The following is a 15,938-nucleotide window of genomic DNA, read 5'->3' as shown; positions in this document are numbered from 1 at the left end:
CCAACGCTTATTTATTCATATTCCTGCATTTTTACGATAAATCAAAAGTGAAAGCAAATAACAGAAGATAAAGAAAATAATAATGACAAGAACACTTACAAGATACACTGAAAATAAAGAGGTTTGCATCAGATTACCTAAAGCTCTTACTGAGAAATATGAAGAAATACTCATAACTAATAATGGAGCAACATAAGCAAAAAGCAATTCATCCGCAATTGATTTTTTCAATGACTTTCTGCTGATACCAAGCTTTAATAAGATTGCATAACGCTCTTTTTCCTCAAAGGCGTCATTATATAGTTTCATAAATAAGATACAGCCTCCTGCAAATACAAAAACCATAAACATAAAGATCGATACACTATATAAGATTTTGATCCAGGCAATCTCTTCTCTTTCAGGATCGATCTTCACTAATCCTAAACAATGCTCACTTGACTGGATATCTTCTACAGAAGCTTCAAAATTACTTGCATCAGCGATCTTATAATTATACAGATGCATCTTCTGCCCATAAACCTGCAATTCATCATATACATGATCATTAACGATCATATAATCCATATTTTCTTGCATATAGCCTAAATAAGGCGTATCTATAGCAGCAATCGATCGATACTCTTGACCATTGATCGTATTGATATCTGCGACCATATCATTGGTTAATGACATCAGATATAAATGATTCAAAGAAATAAATTCATCATCGCTAGGCTCTTGTAAATCAAAGTCCATTCCTGTTTCTTCAGCCACTTTTTTTATTTGAGAATAAGCTAAAAGAGCATAAGGCTGTGAATAAGGATTATCTGTATAAGTAGAATCAATCGCCAAAATCTCAATATCTGAAGAAACATCAATATCATTGTTTTTCTCAATCAATGTCGCAAACTCCTGACGATAACCTGAGTCATCACTTAACACCTGATACGTATAAGTATTTTCAAAATGAACGATACCATCATATCTGTTTTTCATCGCAAATCCAAAAGCCAAAGCTGTCACTGAGCAAACCATCAAAACACAAACCATCGCATAAGTACGATAATTTTTACGAATCCGAAAGATCACATTATTGATCCAGAGGTTTCGTTCATGTTTATATAAAAATCGTTTATGAGTAGCAAGGCCTTGAAAAATAACTGGAATCAGACCTCCAAAAAGCAAATAAGTTCCGGCTGCAACGAGTACAACAGCAATAAAGACATTTCCCATGACCTCCATACCTGCTTCCTTGATAGCCAAATAATATCCTAATGCAAGAATCACAACACCTGCAATCGCCTTGAATACTAAAATTACTTTTTTCTGTTTCACATATTCATTTTGACGATTGGCTGATACCATCTCCAAGACACTGCTTCTAACAATGTTTACATAACCTTTAATAACAAACAGCAAGTAGATCAAACCAAAAATCAATGTCGTCGTTAATCCTGCCTGCAAAGAAAACTGAAAATGAATTTCAACAGTAATTTCTGAAATACGCATCAGGATCATCATAAACAATTGTGATGTCAAAGCCCCAAAACCAATTCCTAATATCAGTGAAGTCAAACCAATAAAAATCGTTTCGATTGCATAAAGCTTACCAATTCTCTGATTGGATAATCCCATAAACACGTAAACACCAATTTCTCTTTTTCTCTTGGTTAAGAACACATTGGTTGAATACCATACAAAGAAAAGCATGAAACAGCCAATCACAAAAGAGAGTACCTGAATGATGATTTCAACATTTCTCGCATTGCTTTCACCTAATTGATTCAAGATACCTGAATCTACCAGATTCATAAAATTACAAAGAATCATGATGGTAAAGGAAAGCGATATGATCAAAGAAAGATAACTTTTAAAGCTTGACTTAAAATTTTGAAAAGCCAGTTTCAACATGCTCATGAAAAATCACTCCCCATGGAAGCCTGCATATCAATAATACGATCATAAAATTCCTTGCGATCATTTCCCTTTGTCAGCTTACATTTGATCATCCCATCACTTAAGATATAAACATCTTTCGCATAAGAGGCACTAAAGGCGTCATGGGTTACCATCACAATTGTTGCCTGTCCATTATCATTCACCATCTTTAGACATTCTAAAAGATCACGACTTGATTTGGAATCCAAGGCTCCTGTTGGTTCATCCGCAAAAATAATTTCTGGTTCACTGATAAGTGCCCGACAGGTCGCTCCTCGCTGTTTCTGCCCACCTGAAAGCTGATAAGGATATTTATTCAAATGCTCCTTAAGCCCAAACATTTCTGCCAGCTTTTTGGTTTTTTGAATACATTCTTTGGACGATACGCCATTTAAAGATAGTGGTAAAGCAATGTTATCTTGTAAAGTCATCGTATCTAATAAGTTGTAGTCCTGAAAAATGAATCCTATCTTATCTTTACGAATCTGTGAAAGCTGGGTATTGCTGCAACGGGTAATATCTGCTCCATCTAGAAATATAGAACCCTGTGTTGGTTTATCAATCGTTGATAAAAGATTTAATAATGTTGTTTTACCAGAACCGCTCGGTCCCATAACAGCAATAAAATCATGCTGATAAATCATAAGATCAATACCTTTTAAGACCCGACTCTGAAAACCTCTTGTTCCATAGTTTTTCACCAGATTTTTAATTTCTAGCACTTTTTTCATTTGTCATTCCTCCTTACACACTTATTATAAATGAGTGAAAAGAAAAAATACTTACGCTCTCATTACAAAAACAATCTCTAACATTACTTTTTTGTAACTCAGAGATTGAAAAATTTCGCATTGCTTCTAAAGGTAATATGAAAACGAGTATAGTGATGAAATTCACTATCAACCTCAATTTCATGTCCTAGTTTATCAATCATCAGTTTCACCATATAAAGTCCCATCCCTGTCGATTTATAAAGACCATTATGGTGATTGCTGCCTGTATATCCTCTTTCAAAAATACGTGGTAAATCAGTATCACGAATACCTTCACCATTATCTTCAAAATACAAATGTATACATTCCTGCTGTTTTTCACACCAGATATGAAGTTTTGGTTCATCAGAAGCATATTTAATCGCATTACTAATAAGCTGATCTAAAATATAAGTCAGCCATTCACTATCTGAATATACTTCCTCATCTACATTTTCAATCTGTATATCAAAATGATTTTTTATGAGAAAATATCGACTATTTTTAATGGCTGTATGAATACAATTCTGTAAACAAAGCTTATTTATTTGAATATCATAAAGATTGCTTTGAACTTTACAGCCTACTAATGCATTATTCAAATACATATTGATCTTTTCTAACTGTTCTTTATATTGATCTTTTAATTCAGAAGTATTTTTCTCATTCATCATCATTAAAGCACTTAAAGGAAGCTTTACTTCATGACACCATTTCGCAATATAATCTTCAAGATTATGATTCATTTCAATCTGCTCATCAAGCAACTGTTGATAAATCCTTTCATCATGATAAGCAATATCTACATTCTCATACTCTTCCATTTCCGAGGAAATAATTTCTTCAGATAAAAGCAATTCTTGTTTTTTTCTTTCCTTTTTATAAAATTCATAAGCATCTATAAAAAGGATGAGAAGTACACATACAGCAAGCACGATATCAATATAGATCAAGGATTGCAGATCACTTTGAGGAATCAAAAAGATATAGTATAGATTATAGGATACCACTAAAAATAATAACAATAATAGATATTTACTCACCTTTCTTATATATTTCATTCTATGTAATAACCCTGTCCTTTCTTTGTCAGGATAACATCAACATCTGTTATCTCTTTTAATTTAGCTCTAAGCCTGGACATCAAAACATTCAATGTATTATCACTGACAAATTCATTCGTATTCCATAAAGCATCCATCAAGGCATCACGAGTTACAATAGAACCACGGTTTTCAATTAACTCATGCAGAACGATATTTTCTGATTTCGTTACTTCAATTTTTTGTTTTTTATAATACAAACAACCTGCTTCTTCATCAAAAAGCAAATCTTCTTTTAAATAGATTTTCTGTTTTATCTTATATTGATACGTTCTTCTTAAGATAGCTTCGATCTTAGCTCTCAATAAAGGAAGATTAAATGGCTTTTCAATATAATCATCCCCACCTTGTGCAATAGCCATGATCTTATCTCTATCGTCATTGCGACTGCTGATAAATAAAATTGGCACCTTAGAAAATTCTCTTATCTTAAAGCACCAGTAAAAGCCATCATAAAAAGGAAGATTGATATCCATTAATATTAGTTGTGCACCTATAGAAACAAAGTTTCCCAAAATATCTTCAAATTTATCTGCACAAATAGCATCATATCCCCATTTTGATAAATATTCCTTTAATTCTGTAGCTAAAAAAGCATCGTCTTCAACAATCATGATCTTCATTTTATCCATGCTTCCACCTCACATTTAATTATATAATTTACAAACTATTTTTCAACATGTGAGAGCTAACATTACAAAAATGAAACATAACTAAGAAAAATCAATAATCTTTTCAAATAAAATAAAAAGCGTCAACTTATTCTTCTTAAGTCAACGCCTTTACCTTTTATTTATCTATTATTTATAGAATTCCATCGGATAAGTCAAATATGAATGCGGTTCAAGCTGATCACAAGTTACATATCCGCTAGGTGCTTTTAATAATGATGGAATACGGTTGACGATTGTTGCACAAGTATGTTCAACCGTTGCCGGTTTAACAACATGGAATTCTGTATCAGGTTCGCCTGTCAGCCACCAGTCACACATATCACCATCTTCTGGTCCATATACCTTGCCAATCGTTTCTTCTTCAATCGTAATGCCCTGCATTGTGTCGATCGTTACGACTGCTGACATACCAATACATTTACCAGCTTTAATTGTTTCACCCAAAGTTTCACTATATACATCATGATCACTTGTATATGGTACATGCTTCTGAGTGATTGATTTGATCGTTAATCCAAGCTTGCTGCAAAGAGCTTCACTGGCATTCCATGCATATGAAGGTTCAAATTCTGTTGGATGAGCAATCTTTTCTTCAAATTCTTCTTTTGTCAGATTACATCCATGAGCCTTTGCTAAAGCCAAGCCATAATCTTCAACATTATAGCTATAAGCTCCTTTGATCTTGGTAAGCTTATGACAGCCGCTTGCAATCATTGCTACGCTATTGATCCAGAAAATATCCTGCATTCCTGATCCCGTAATCGTGCAGTTATTTGCTTTTGCCAAAGCATCTAAGCGATTGATTTGAGCTGCTGCTGTCGTCCAGGGATAGATGGCTTCTTCGCAAGTTGTGATCACATTAATACCACGTGATACACATTTTTCAACATGATCATAAATATCATTAATAAAGCTAAACAGGGTAACGATTGCCACATCTGCATCACATTCATCAAGCACCTTATCAGCATCATCAGAAATAAGGATACCCGTCTTAACACCAAGACCTGCAAAGTCACCGACATCCTGACCAACAATTGCAGGATTTACATCGATGGCTCCAACGATCTGAGCACCATGCTCATAGAGATAACGAAGCGTATATTTCGCCATCTTTCCACAACCATACTGAACTACTTTAATTTTTTCCATAAATTAACCTCCTTTTCCTGATCACAACCAGGAGTTTTCCTTATGACTTTAGTGTAAACTATCATCCAAGGTGAGAGTCAATAGAATTTGTGAATTTTTTATCTTTTGTGAAACTAATCGGAATTTGAAGCCTCATAAACATGCTTCGCTGTTCGCTGTCAAACACATTAAACTCAGTCATGATCTCACAGATATAATCTCCGGCAATCTGATAATGATGCTCTTCACAAAACTGTTTTAACTTTTTCGCATAAGCCATTTCATCATCATAACGATCTAAATATATACAGGCATACATACCACTCTCTACTACTTGTAAATGTACATAAGAATTTTGTTCATGACGATTGGTGAAAATAAATATTTGGTTAGCAACAAAGCGCTCATGAATAAAATCCTCTTTGGTAATTGAAGTACCGACATTATAAGAATGAATCTGTCGAAATTCATTTTTTTCTAAAGCAGAGCGCAATTCTAACAATACTTTTTCATAACCACTAATATCACTGTTGTAGAAATTAGAAGAACAAGGAATTCCCCAAATATAACGCTGATCGATAAATTCAAGTGATATCGTACCGGTAGATGGCGATTTGCGATAGCGCTCTATTGACATAATTGCTCGATCAACTGCATCATGACGAGCTTTTAGCTGACGCATTTGTTCATGTATCTGCTCACTCTTCTGCACTAGTAAAGATTCAATCATATCTAAATCTTCCTTTTGAAAGGCCTCTGCAATTTCCGAAAGACTCATACCTAATTCTTTCATATATGCAATCATATCCAATCGTGCATTTTGATGAATATCATAGTATCTATAACCACTATCCGGATCAACATAACGTGGTTTCAATAATCCTATTTCATCATATAAACGTAATGTTGGAATCGACACACGATTCAATTTTGCCATTTTGCCAATCGATAATAACTCTTCTTTCATAAATCCTCCAAAAAACTCTAAAGTATATATAGAGTTTAACATGAAATAAAAATCATTGCCAGCAACGCAAAAAAAACAAACCCTCCTTATGAGAATTTGTTTCACGATATCTTAAAAACCAGAAACATTTACGAATGATTCATTAATTTCATATACTTATGATATTCACTTTCAGGAATATTCAATAACTTCATGGCTTCATGCAAATCAATTTTCATATTCTTCATCAGTGAACTAAGTGACACAAGTCTTTCTTCTTCCTTGCCTTGTAATATTCCTCTCTGTAATCCCTGAGCAATTCCTTTCTCTGTGCCCATCTTCTCTACATAATCTCCATAATCACACATGCTTCTTACCTCCTTTGCCAGTCCTCCCTTAAGCCTTATATCGTACTTCTCTAATGCCTCATTCTTTGTTTCATAGTCCATCCCATTATCTGCCAATATCCTTAGGATGTTCATCGAAATATATTCGCTTTCCTTATACCCTAAGTATAGCACAAGGATCTGCTGCTTATCAAAATATTTTTCCTCCTCGCACGCATTCCCGATAATATGCTCCTCCACCACCGGTAACGGTTGATGCAGTTTTGCTTATGCTTGGGGGCATTGAACACGATCCAGATCGATACGACCTTTACGATATCGTCATACTGTGCATGGTCGAAGAACTCATTCACCTGCATCGATACATTGCGGGAATTGTAGTAGTTGGCCCTGCTTAAGACATGGCTTCTTCCTTTCAGTTCACCCTGTGCTTCCAGATTGATGATCATGGCGATTTTTCTTTTATCATCATGGGGCAGGGATGCATAGACAAGCGAATCGAAGACAACACTGACATCATCTTCATTGTTCTCATTGCGATGTCCAGAAATAAGATGCGTATGCAAAGGGACATCTCCTTGAGGCTCGATGCATTTCATGATTTCACTGATAGAGGAATTTGCATATTCATCAAGATTGTCCTTCATGATATAAGCAAGGATCAGCTTGTTCCTTAAGATATTCTTAAAATGCTGATCAAGTAAGATTTTCTGCTTCATAAAAGAGTACCTCCTACTCTTCTATATGCATTCAATCTTCATTTTTCCCACTTTTTGTAAAAATTATTAGAAAATTATAAATCATTTCTTTTAACACTTTGCATTCGATTTTGTAAATGAGGCTTACGTTCTACGCTCACCCATGAGATTCCATCTATCTATTCAACAACGTTATCCTCCGTGATTTTACTTCAATGATTTTTTCTTCCTTTAACTTTTTTAATTCACGGCTCATCGCGCTGCGATCTACTGCGAGATAATCAGCCATATCGGTATATGAAAAGGGAAGATGAATGATTCTTGAACCTGTTTTTTTAGAAAGAATATCAAAATATTCTAAAAGCTTATTTCGTATTGTTTTATTCGTTAAAATACGTATTCTTTCATTACGCTGAGTAATGATTCCCATATATATTTCTGAGAGATTCAATAAAAACTGATAGTGATACTCTTTATCATTTGAAAGATTACGAACGGCTGCTACATCAAAAAGAAGAATTTCACTGTCATCTTTTGCCAGAATCTCACATCCCTCATTAATTGAAAAAGAGATACTGCTGCCAAATACAGAATCTTTATACAATTCCTCTATGATGATATTATTACCGTAATAATCTGTCTTGACAATCTGTATATAACCTTCATTAATAATCCCTATTACCTGATTTAACCTTGTCGTAGAAAGACTTTCATTTTTTTTTAAACAAACTCGGTTGGCCTCTAAATTTTTTAACAGCATTGATTTATCTTCTGAATTTATTTTTTTAAATACATTAATAGCCATCGTTTTCACTCACCTTTATAAAAATATTAGCACGAATTCAATATTGTTGCAAATGCAACAGTATATCTTTTTCTATTGTGCTAAACTATATTTACACATAAAAAAAGAGGTACATATTATGAAAATTATTAAAAGAGATGGACATGTTGTCGATTATTTTCCTGAAAAAATTGCGATTGCTATTGGTAAAGCCAATGCGGAAGTAAGAGAGGATGATCGTGTTAGCGAAGAACAGATCAATGCAATCATCAAATATATTGAAAGTTTAAATAAGAAAAGAATTTTAGTAGAAGATATTCAAGATATCATTGAAGTTAAATTAATGGCTTTAGGAAAATATGCTTTGGCAAAAAAATATATCACTTATCGTTATACTCGTGAATTAGTTAGAAAAGCAAATACAACTGATTTAGCGATCAAAGAATTAATAGAAGGAGAAAGTGAATATTGGAACAGTGAAAATTCCAATAAAAATGCGAAGGTTGTTACAACTCAAAGAGATTATCTTGCAGGAATTACCAGCACGGATATCACACGTCGTTTTTTATTGCCTGAAGATATCGTTCAAGCCCATGATGAAGGGATCATTCACTTCCATGATGCTGATTACTTTGCACAGAATGCGTTACATAACTGTGATTTGATCAACTTAGAAGATATGCTTCAAAATGGCACAAACATCAACGGTGTCATGATTGAAAAACCACATCGCTTCCTTACAGCGATGACGATCGCAACCCAGCTGATCACTGCTGTTTCTTCCAGCCAGTATGGTGGAGCTACGATCACGATGACACATTTAGCGCCTTTTGTCAGAGAAAGTTATAAACGTTATTTAGAAAAATATCGTAATCGTGGTTTTGATGAAGAAATGTCAGTTAAGTTTGCGAAAGAGGATCTGGCAAAAGAAATTACTGATGGTGTACAAACCTTCCAGTATCAGATCAACTCTATGACAACGACCAATGGTCAGGCACCATTCTTAAGTGTTTGTCTTTATTTAGGTGAAACAGAAGAATATAAAGAAGAATTAGCTTTGATCATTGAGGAAGTGCTCAAGCAGCGTATGCAAGGTATGAAAAATGAAAAGAATGTCTACATTACACCTGCTTTCCCAAAACTTTTATATGTTCTTGAAGAAGACAATATCACAGAAGGAAGCAAATATTGGTATCTGACCGAGCTTGCTGCTAAGTGTACGGCAAAACGAATGGTTCCTGATTACATCTCTGAAAAAGTCATGAAAGAATTAAAAATTGACAAAAATGGTAATGCTGCCTGCTATCCTTGCATGGGATGCCGTTCTTTCTTAACACCATATGCTGATGAAAATGGCAAGCCAAAATACTATGGACGTTTCAACCAGGGTGTCGTTACGATCAATTTAGTCGATGTCGCATTATCTAGCGGAAAAGATCCAGAACTTTTCTGGAAAATCTTTGAGGAACGTCTGGAATTATGCCACCGTGCTTTACAGATCCGTCATAAGCGTTTAAGTAACATCACTTCTGATGCTGCGCCAATTCTTTGGCAGCACGGAGCTTTAGCTCGACTGCCAAAAGGTGCTAGCATTCATGATTTACTGCATAATGGTTATTCAACGATTTCTCTAGGCTATGCCGGACTTTACGAATGTGTCAAATATATGACCGGTCACAGTCATACTGACAATGGTAAAGGAAAAGAATTTGGTCTAGAAGTCATGCAGAAGATGAATGACAAGTGCAAAGAATGGAAAGAAGCTGAAAATATTGATTATAGTGTCTATGGTACACCAATTGAATCAACAACTTATAAATTTGCGAAATGTTTAAGAGATCGCTTCGGTAAGATCCGTGGTATTACAGATCGTGATTATATTACGAATTCTTATCATGTACCGGTATTTGAAGAAATCGATGCTTTCACTAAGCTAAAATTAGAAAGCGAATTCCAGAAACTGAGCCCAGGAGGTGCTGTTTCTTACGTGGAAACACCAAACCTAACAAACAATATCGATGCTGTTCTTCAAATTATTCAGTTTATCTATGACAATATCATGTATGCGGAATTAAATACGAAATCTGATTATTGTCAGGTATGCGGTTATGATGGTGAGATTTTGATCGACGACAATATGGAATGGTATTGTCCAAACTGCGGTAACCGTGATCACGATAAACTTAATGTCGCTAGAAGAACTTGCGGTTATATCGGCAGCAATTTCTGGAACAAAGGAAGAACCCAGGAAATCAAAGAAAGAGTACTTCATATAGACAATAAGGACGCATAATATGAGATATGCGAAAATAAGAAAAATGGACATTTCCAACGGTCCAGGTGTCAGGGTTTCCATATTCATGCAAGGCTGTGCTTTCCACTGCCCTAACTGTTTTAATCCTGAAACCCATGATTTCCAAGGTGGAAATGAATTTAATGAACAAACGATTCAAAAAGTGCTCTTTTTAGCTGAATCTGACAATATCGTTGGTTTATCTATCTTAGGTGGCGAACCGATGCATCCCGCCAATATTGAAGGAACCTGTGCCCTTTCTAAAGCCTTTAAAGAAAAATATCCAGCTAAATCCATTTGGTCATGGACTGGATATCAGTATGAAGACTTAAAAGATAAAGAAGTTCTCCAGTATATTGATGTACTTGTTGACGGATTATATAAAGATGAGCTTCATGATTTTCGCTTAAAATGGCGAGGCTCTTCAAACCAGCGAGTTATTGATGTAGCAGCATCACTAAAAGAAAATAAGATTGTTTTATTTACAGAATGACAGCGAAAGATGATACGTCTTTCCTGTCATTTTTTCTATACAAATAGATTTAAAACCATTATAATAAGACAAGTAAGAATAAGGAGATGATAGTAATGAATACGATTTTATTTGATTTAGATGGTACTCTGCTTCCTATGGATATAGAAGAATTTACTAAAAAATATTTTGGTCTGCTTGCCCAGACAATGAGTGAAAAGAACCGTGATGGAAAGATGATTCTTGATGCAATATTAAAAGGCACGATGGCAATGGTGAAAAATGATGGCAGTCATACAAATGAAGAAGTTTTTTGGAAAACATTTGTTGAGATCACAAAGATTGATCAAGATGAAATTGAGCCTGAATTCTATGAATTCTATGAGAATGTTTTTGATAAGATCAATAGTGGTATTCAAAGTGAAAATATGATTCAAGCCGTAAAAATTTTAAAAGAAAAAGGTTATCGTTTATATCTAACTACAAATCCTTTATTCCCACGTATCGCAACTTTAAAAAGAACACAATGGGCAGGGCTTGATCCGAATGATTTTGAATGGATCACTACTTATGAGAATTCTTCTTTCAGTAAACCTTCTGTTGATTATTATAAAGAAGTTATCGAAGGTCAGCACCTTGACGTTCATCAATGTATGATGGTTGGCAACGATGTCAAAGAAGATGGTGCTATTCAAACGTTAGGTGTACCATTATTTCTTGTAGAAGATTATATGTTGAATCATGATAACCTTGAAATTAATTGCAAATGGAAAGGAAGCAGTCTTGATTTCCTTAAATTTGTAGAAGAACTTCCTGAAGTAAAATAAGATATTTTCTAAAACAGTGTTCATCACTGTTTTTTTCTTAATGGGTATTTCCGTTGACACGTTATTTTTCTTTAGAATATAATTAAAATACAAAAAAGCTTAAGATTTTAAGGAGGAAATGAAGTGAAAATTGTAGTTGTTGGCGGTGTTGCAGGCGGTGCTAGTACTGCTGCCCGTATAAGACGTCTTGATGAACAGGCACAGATCATCATGTTTGAGAAAGGACCTCATGTCTCTTTTTCAAATTGTGCACTTCCCTATCGTTTAAGTGATTGCGTCAATAGTGATCAAAAACTAATCATGATGACACCTGAAAAATTTGCTCATCAATATAATATTCAGGCACGTTTGAATCATGAAGTGATTTCAATCGAAAAAGATGAAAAAAAAGTCAAAGTAAAAAATCTAATTAATAATGAAGAGTTTGAAGAAGATTATGATAAGCTGATTCTTGCACCTGGAGCCAGCGCTATCATTCCGAATATAAAAGGAATTGATCAGGCTCACACTTTTATCGTTAAAAATGTTGCGGATGTATCAAAATTATATGCTTTTCTAAAAGAACATAAGATAAGAAAAACCGCTGTTCTTGGCGGTGGGTTTATTGGTGTTGAAGTATGTGAGAACTTAATTCATGCCGGATATGAAGTATCACTCATTGAAGCAATGCCTCAGATATTACGTACATATGATGATGACATGGTTCAGATCCTTCATAAGGAAATGATGGATAAGGGAGTCAATCTGATACTAAACGATAGAGCCATTGGTTTTGAAGGATCCAATGTACTTCTGGAATCAGGAAAAACTGTTGAAAGTGAAGCGGTTATCTTAGCTCTTGGGGTACGTCCTGATACTTTGCTTGCGAAAAATGCCGGACTTTCACTCAATGAGAGAGGTGCGATTCAAGTAGATGCTAATTACTGTACAAGTGATCCAGATATCTATGCTGTAGGTGATGCCATTGAGGTATTCAACGCTTTAACTCATCAGCCAATGATGCTCTCACTTGCCGGTCCTGCTCAGAAACAGGCACGTGCGGCTGCCGATCATATCTATGGCCGCTCTGTAAGAAATCATGGTTATATCGGTTCTAGCTGCATTCAGGTATTTGACTATCAGGCTGCCTGTACAGGATTAAATGCTGCCCAATGTGAGGCTTTAGGATTCAGCTATGATTCTGTCTATATCATTCCCCAAGATAAAGTGGGGATCATGCCTCAAAGCTATCCATTGCATCTAAAACTGCTTTTTGAAATACCTACCGGAAGAGTGCTGGGAGCTCAAGCAATATCTAAAGGTGAGGCTGTAAAAAGAATTGATGTGATCGCAACACTTATCAAATTCAATGGAACCATCGATGATTTAAAAGACCTTGAGCTTTGTTATGCACCACCTTTCTCAACAGCCAAAGATCCTGTCAATTATGCAGGACTTGTCGCAGGCAATCTATTAGAAAAAGCTTTTCATCAGGTACATGTGGACAAAGTAAGAGAACTGGTAGAATCTAAAGCATATATTATCGATGTTCGTGAAGAACAGGAATTTGCCAATGGCCATCTTATCACAGCTATCAATATCCCTCTTAGTCAGTTAAGAAAACGTATGAATGAAATTCCAAAAGATCGTCCTGTCTATCTGCATTGTCGAAGCGGTCAAAGAAGCTATAATGCAGTAATGGCATTACAAGGCGCTGGCTATACAAATGTTTATAATATTTCAGGTAGTTTTCTAGGTGTTTGTCTCTATGAATATTTTAACGATAAGACATTAAATAGAATCCCCATTGTAACAAGCTATAACTTCAATTAAAATAAAAAAATGTGAATGATCATTTTCGAATCATTCACTTTCTTTTTTTTATTAATCCAGCGTTAAAGAAGGTGCTGAATAAGTACGTGACTTGTATTCATTATCAAGCATATACAGGCTTTTTGGATCTTTTCCAAACAATTCATATTTCGTAATCATATCTGTAGCATTCTTTTCTTCTTCACCTTGCTCATCAATGAACCAGTCTAGAAACTGCATCGTCCGATAATCTTTCGCCTCAGAGGCTGCTTCATAAATACGATAAATCAATGAAGTTACATAACGTTCATGTTCAAGACTTGCATGTAAAGCATCTCCAAAATCATTTAACACCTTATCCGGTTTAGCAATTGCTTCTAAAGTCACTTCATAGTCATTATTTTGTAGATACTTCATAAATAACATGGCATGATCCATTTCCTCTTTTGCCTGAATTTCATACCAGTTCGCATAGCCATCTAATCCTTTATTCTTATAATAGTTGGCAAAATCAAGATACAGATAGGCAGAATACATTTCTTTATTGATCTGATCATTCAATAAAGAACTTACTTTTTCATTTAACATCGTTTTACCTCCTTATTACCTTTAGTATAACTCGTTTCCAAATATTGTCAATGTAAACGCTACTAAAGATTTGTCCTTGTTTTATTTACATATCTAAGGTTTTGTACTCTCAATAAACCAGCGATTTTTTTCATAAAACAGTTTTCTTTCCTGATTTTGAATACGACAGCGGTATAATATACCACTACCTCCTACTTCACTTACAGCTTTACGAACTTCTAATATCCGATCGATCGGATATTGAACCCCATTATCCCATCTTAAAATCAAAGGGGTTAACTTACCCTGTTTATCTATCAACGCAACTACATCGACATATCTTTTATACAACATTAAAAATACCCTACAGGAAAAATAATATGATCATTTTTTGGATCAAAATCACTCAATTCTTTATCTAAAAGCATACTGCAGCGCTTTATACTTTTAAAACCATATCGCAAACGAATCTGATCGATCGTTTTTTCAAGATGATATTGTTTTTGAAGATGTATTTCATCCTCAAATAAAGATAGCTGTACTTTTTCATTTTCTGGCTGTAAATGGGAAAGAGAAACACTGACACTTCTTAACGGTTTAGAGAAATCATAATTTTTTCTCAATAGTTCCATCACTACAATCATCATTTCATCACTTAAATTCGTTGCCCTAGATAATGTTTTCTGACGGGTAAAGCTTTTTAAATCAGTATCTCTAAGCTGAATGCTGATACATCTGCCGGCCATACCGATTTCTTTAGCACGTGAAGCTATTGATTCACAAAGAACATAAAACACGCTCTGAGCTTCTCGCAAATGGTTCATATCTTTTGGTGTAGTAATTCCATTGCCAACTGATTTCACCTCTTCACAAGTATCTATATAGGCCACTTCACTTTGATCATAGCCATTTGCAAACCAATAAATAATTTCACCCATTTTTCCTAAATGACGTTTTAATATATCTAAATCAAACCTGGCTAAATCACCAATCGTATAAATACCGAAAAGAGATAATTTTTTTAAAGTAGCTCTGCCTACATATAAAAGATCCCCTACCGGCAACTGCCATGCTTTCTCTTTAAAATCATCCCTGCTGATTTCTACTAATCCCATAGGTTTGATCATGTCACTTCCTAATTTTGCGAAAATCTTGTTGAAACTGACACCAATCGATACACTTAAACCTATTTCTTCCCATACCCGTTGTTGAATTTCACGGGCAATTTCTAAACCATTACCAAATAAAGCCATGCTCTCACTCACATCAATCCATGCCTCATCTAACCCAAAGCTTTCCACTCGATCACTATATTCATGATAAATATCTTTTACTTTTTGAGTATAATAAAGATATTCTTCATAATGAGGATGAATGACTACTAGATCTTTACATTTCTGATAGGCCTCATATAAAGATTCTCCTGTCTGAATCTGATATTTTTTTGCATGGTCATTTTTCGCCAAGATGATTCCATGGCGGGATTCAGATCTGCCGCCTACAGCCATTGGTACATGACGCAGCTCTGGTACCATCATTTCTTCAATCTGGGCATAGCAATGATTAATGTCACAATGCAGAATTACTCTCTCTTTCATCTTTCCGCCTCCGCTTTCATTATTTCATCTTCAAT

At 34.8% G+C, this 15,938-nt stretch carries 16 protein-coding genes; 4 read left to right on the top strand and 12 right to left on the bottom strand.

Translation table 11 applies throughout. From position 1 onward, the window contains the following. Positions 1-15 precede the first annotated feature (15 nt). The 9 genes from BQ5367_RS05115 to BQ5367_RS05075 all read right to left on the bottom strand — a co-directional run bounded on the left by BQ5367_RS05115 (position 16) and on the right by BQ5367_RS05075 (position 8,376). Positions 16-1,899: an FtsX-like permease family protein gene (locus BQ5367_RS05115; protein WP_071441473.1), complete on the bottom strand. Its 1,884-nt coding sequence runs from the start codon at positions 1,897-1,899 to the stop codon at positions 16-18. Further along, on the bottom strand, positions 1,896-2,651 hold the full coding sequence (locus tag BQ5367_RS05110; protein WP_071441472.1) for an ABC transporter ATP-binding protein: 756 nt from the start codon (positions 2,649-2,651) through the stop codon (positions 1,896-1,898). The genes BQ5367_RS05115 and BQ5367_RS05110 overlap by 4 nt, the downstream gene beginning before the upstream one ends. A gap of 98 nt (positions 2,652-2,749) precedes the next feature. After that, the gene (locus tag BQ5367_RS05105) at positions 2,750-3,733 is read right to left on the bottom strand and encodes a sensor histidine kinase (protein WP_071441471.1); all 984 of its coding nucleotides are present in this window, start codon (positions 3,731-3,733) and stop codon (positions 2,750-2,752) included. Further along, positions 3,730-4,407, bottom strand: a complete 678-nt coding sequence (locus BQ5367_RS05100) for a response regulator transcription factor (RefSeq protein WP_235858737.1) — start codon at positions 4,405-4,407, stop codon at positions 3,730-3,732. The genes BQ5367_RS05105 and BQ5367_RS05100 overlap by 4 nt, the downstream gene beginning before the upstream one ends. Positions 4,408-4,575: 168 nt before the next feature. After that, positions 4,576-5,601: an NAD(P)H-dependent amine dehydrogenase family protein gene (locus BQ5367_RS05095; RefSeq protein WP_071441470.1), complete on the bottom strand. Its 1,026-nt coding sequence runs from the start codon at positions 5,599-5,601 to the stop codon at positions 4,576-4,578. A gap of 61 nt (positions 5,602-5,662) precedes the next feature. After that, positions 5,663-6,547 carry a MerR family transcriptional regulator gene (locus BQ5367_RS05090; protein ID WP_071441469.1) on the bottom strand — a complete coding sequence of 295 codons (885 nt, stop codon included), beginning with the start codon at positions 6,545-6,547 and terminating at the stop codon, positions 5,663-5,665. Between the two features lie 128 nt (positions 6,548-6,675). Next, a complete protein-coding gene (locus BQ5367_RS05085) occupies positions 6,676-6,975 on the bottom strand; it encodes a hypothetical protein (RefSeq protein ID WP_143052348.1) in 300 nt (99 codons plus the stop codon). 59 nt (positions 6,976-7,034) lie between these two features. Then, the gene (locus BQ5367_RS05080) at positions 7,035-7,592 is read right to left on the bottom strand and encodes a hypothetical protein (protein ID WP_071441467.1); all 558 of its coding nucleotides are present in this window, start codon (positions 7,590-7,592) and stop codon (positions 7,035-7,037) included. A gap of 154 nt (positions 7,593-7,746) precedes the next feature. Continuing rightward, the gene (locus BQ5367_RS05075; protein WP_071441466.1) at positions 7,747-8,376 is read right to left on the bottom strand and encodes a Crp/Fnr family transcriptional regulator; all 630 of its coding nucleotides are present in this window, start codon (positions 8,374-8,376) and stop codon (positions 7,747-7,749) included. 118 nt (positions 8,377-8,494) lie between these two features. Here BQ5367_RS05075 and nrdD point away from each other — a divergent pair, with 118 nt between their 5' ends. The 4 genes from nrdD to BQ5367_RS05055 all read left to right on the top strand — a co-directional run bounded on the left by nrdD (position 8,495) and on the right by BQ5367_RS05055 (position 13,759). After that, on the top strand, positions 8,495-10,648 hold the full coding sequence (gene nrdD, locus BQ5367_RS05070; RefSeq protein WP_071441465.1) for an anaerobic ribonucleoside-triphosphate reductase: 2,154 nt from the start codon (positions 8,495-8,497) through the stop codon (positions 10,646-10,648). Between the two features lies 1 nt (position 10,649). After that, on the top strand, positions 10,650-11,141 hold the full coding sequence (gene nrdG, locus BQ5367_RS05065; RefSeq protein WP_071441464.1) for an anaerobic ribonucleoside-triphosphate reductase activating protein: 492 nt from the start codon (positions 10,650-10,652) through the stop codon (positions 11,139-11,141). 95 nt (positions 11,142-11,236) lie between these two features. Further along, complete coding sequence (locus BQ5367_RS05060) at positions 11,237-11,947, top strand: HAD family hydrolase (protein ID WP_161940471.1); 711 nt, start codon at positions 11,237-11,239, stop codon at positions 11,945-11,947. Between the two features lie 123 nt (positions 11,948-12,070). After that, positions 12,071-13,759 carry an FAD-dependent oxidoreductase gene (locus tag BQ5367_RS05055; RefSeq protein ID WP_071441462.1) on the top strand — a complete coding sequence of 563 codons (1,689 nt, stop codon included), beginning with the start codon at positions 12,071-12,073 and terminating at the stop codon, positions 13,757-13,759. 51 nt (positions 13,760-13,810) lie between these two features. Here the strand turns inward: BQ5367_RS05055 and BQ5367_RS05050 are convergent, their stop codons facing one another. The 3 genes from BQ5367_RS05050 to BQ5367_RS05040 all read right to left on the bottom strand — a co-directional run bounded on the left by BQ5367_RS05050 (position 13,811) and on the right by BQ5367_RS05040 (position 15,903). Then, the gene (locus tag BQ5367_RS05050) at positions 13,811-14,326 is read right to left on the bottom strand and encodes a ferritin (RefSeq protein WP_071441461.1); all 516 of its coding nucleotides are present in this window, start codon (positions 14,324-14,326) and stop codon (positions 13,811-13,813) included. 93 nt (positions 14,327-14,419) lie between these two features. Further along, on the bottom strand, positions 14,420-14,659 hold the full coding sequence (locus BQ5367_RS05045) for a hypothetical protein (RefSeq protein WP_071441460.1): 240 nt from the start codon (positions 14,657-14,659) through the stop codon (positions 14,420-14,422). Then, positions 14,659-15,903, bottom strand: coding sequence for a Y-family DNA polymerase (locus tag BQ5367_RS05040; RefSeq protein WP_071441459.1), 1,245 nt, complete (start codon positions 15,901-15,903; stop codon positions 14,659-14,661). Before BQ5367_RS05040 ends, BQ5367_RS05045 begins: the two co-directional genes overlap by 1 nt. Positions 15,904-15,938 lie beyond the last annotated feature (35 nt).

Source organism: Traorella massiliensis, assembly GCF_900104665.1.
In the GTDB taxonomy this organism is placed as follows: domain Bacteria; phylum Bacillota_I; class Bacilli_A; order Erysipelotrichales; family Erysipelotrichaceae; genus Traorella; species Traorella massiliensis.
This window is presented reverse-complemented; position numbering and strand designations above follow the sequence as displayed.

Coding starts and splice junctions, on each gene's coding strand:
- nrdG (WP_071441464.1), top strand. CDS start 10,650: ATGAGATATGCGAAAATAAGAAAAATGGACATTTCCAACGGTCCAGGT.
- BQ5367_RS05085 (WP_143052348.1), bottom strand. CDS start 6,975: ATGGACTATGAAACAAAGAATGAGGCATTAGAGAAGTACGATATAAGG.
- BQ5367_RS05050 (WP_071441461.1), bottom strand. CDS start 14,326: ATGTTAAATGAAAAAGTAAGTTCTTTATTGAATGATCAGATCAATAAA.
- BQ5367_RS05100 (WP_235858737.1), bottom strand. CDS start 4,407: ATGGATAAAATGAAGATCATGATTGTTGAAGACGATGCTTTTTTAGCT.
- BQ5367_RS05115 (WP_071441473.1), bottom strand. CDS start 1,899: ATGAGCATGTTGAAACTGGCTTTTCAAAATTTTAAGTCAAGCTTTAAA.
- BQ5367_RS05045 (WP_071441460.1), bottom strand. CDS start 14,659: ATGTTGTATAAAAGATATGTCGATGTAGTTGCGTTGATAGATAAACAG.
- BQ5367_RS05040 (WP_071441459.1), bottom strand. CDS start 15,903: ATGAAAGAGAGAGTAATTCTGCATTGTGACATTAATCATTGCTATGCC.
- nrdD (WP_071441465.1), top strand. CDS start 8,495: ATGAAAATTATTAAAAGAGATGGACATGTTGTCGATTATTTTCCTGAA.
- BQ5367_RS05110 (WP_071441472.1), bottom strand. CDS start 2,651: ATGAAAAAAGTGCTAGAAATTAAAAATCTGGTGAAAAACTATGGAACA.
- BQ5367_RS05105 (WP_071441471.1), bottom strand. CDS start 3,733: ATGAAATATATAAGAAAGGTGAGTAAATATCTATTATTGTTATTATTT.
- BQ5367_RS05095 (WP_071441470.1), bottom strand. CDS start 5,601: ATGGAAAAAATTAAAGTAGTTCAGTATGGTTGTGGAAAGATGGCGAAA.
- BQ5367_RS05080 (WP_071441467.1), bottom strand. CDS start 7,592: ATGAAGCAGAAAATCTTACTTGATCAGCATTTTAAGAATATCTTAAGG.
- BQ5367_RS05090 (WP_071441469.1), bottom strand. CDS start 6,547: ATGAAAGAAGAGTTATTATCGATTGGCAAAATGGCAAAATTGAATCGT.
- BQ5367_RS05075 (WP_071441466.1), bottom strand. CDS start 8,376: ATGGCTATTAATGTATTTAAAAAAATAAATTCAGAAGATAAATCAATG.
- BQ5367_RS05060 (WP_161940471.1), top strand. CDS start 11,237: ATGAATACGATTTTATTTGATTTAGATGGTACTCTGCTTCCTATGGAT.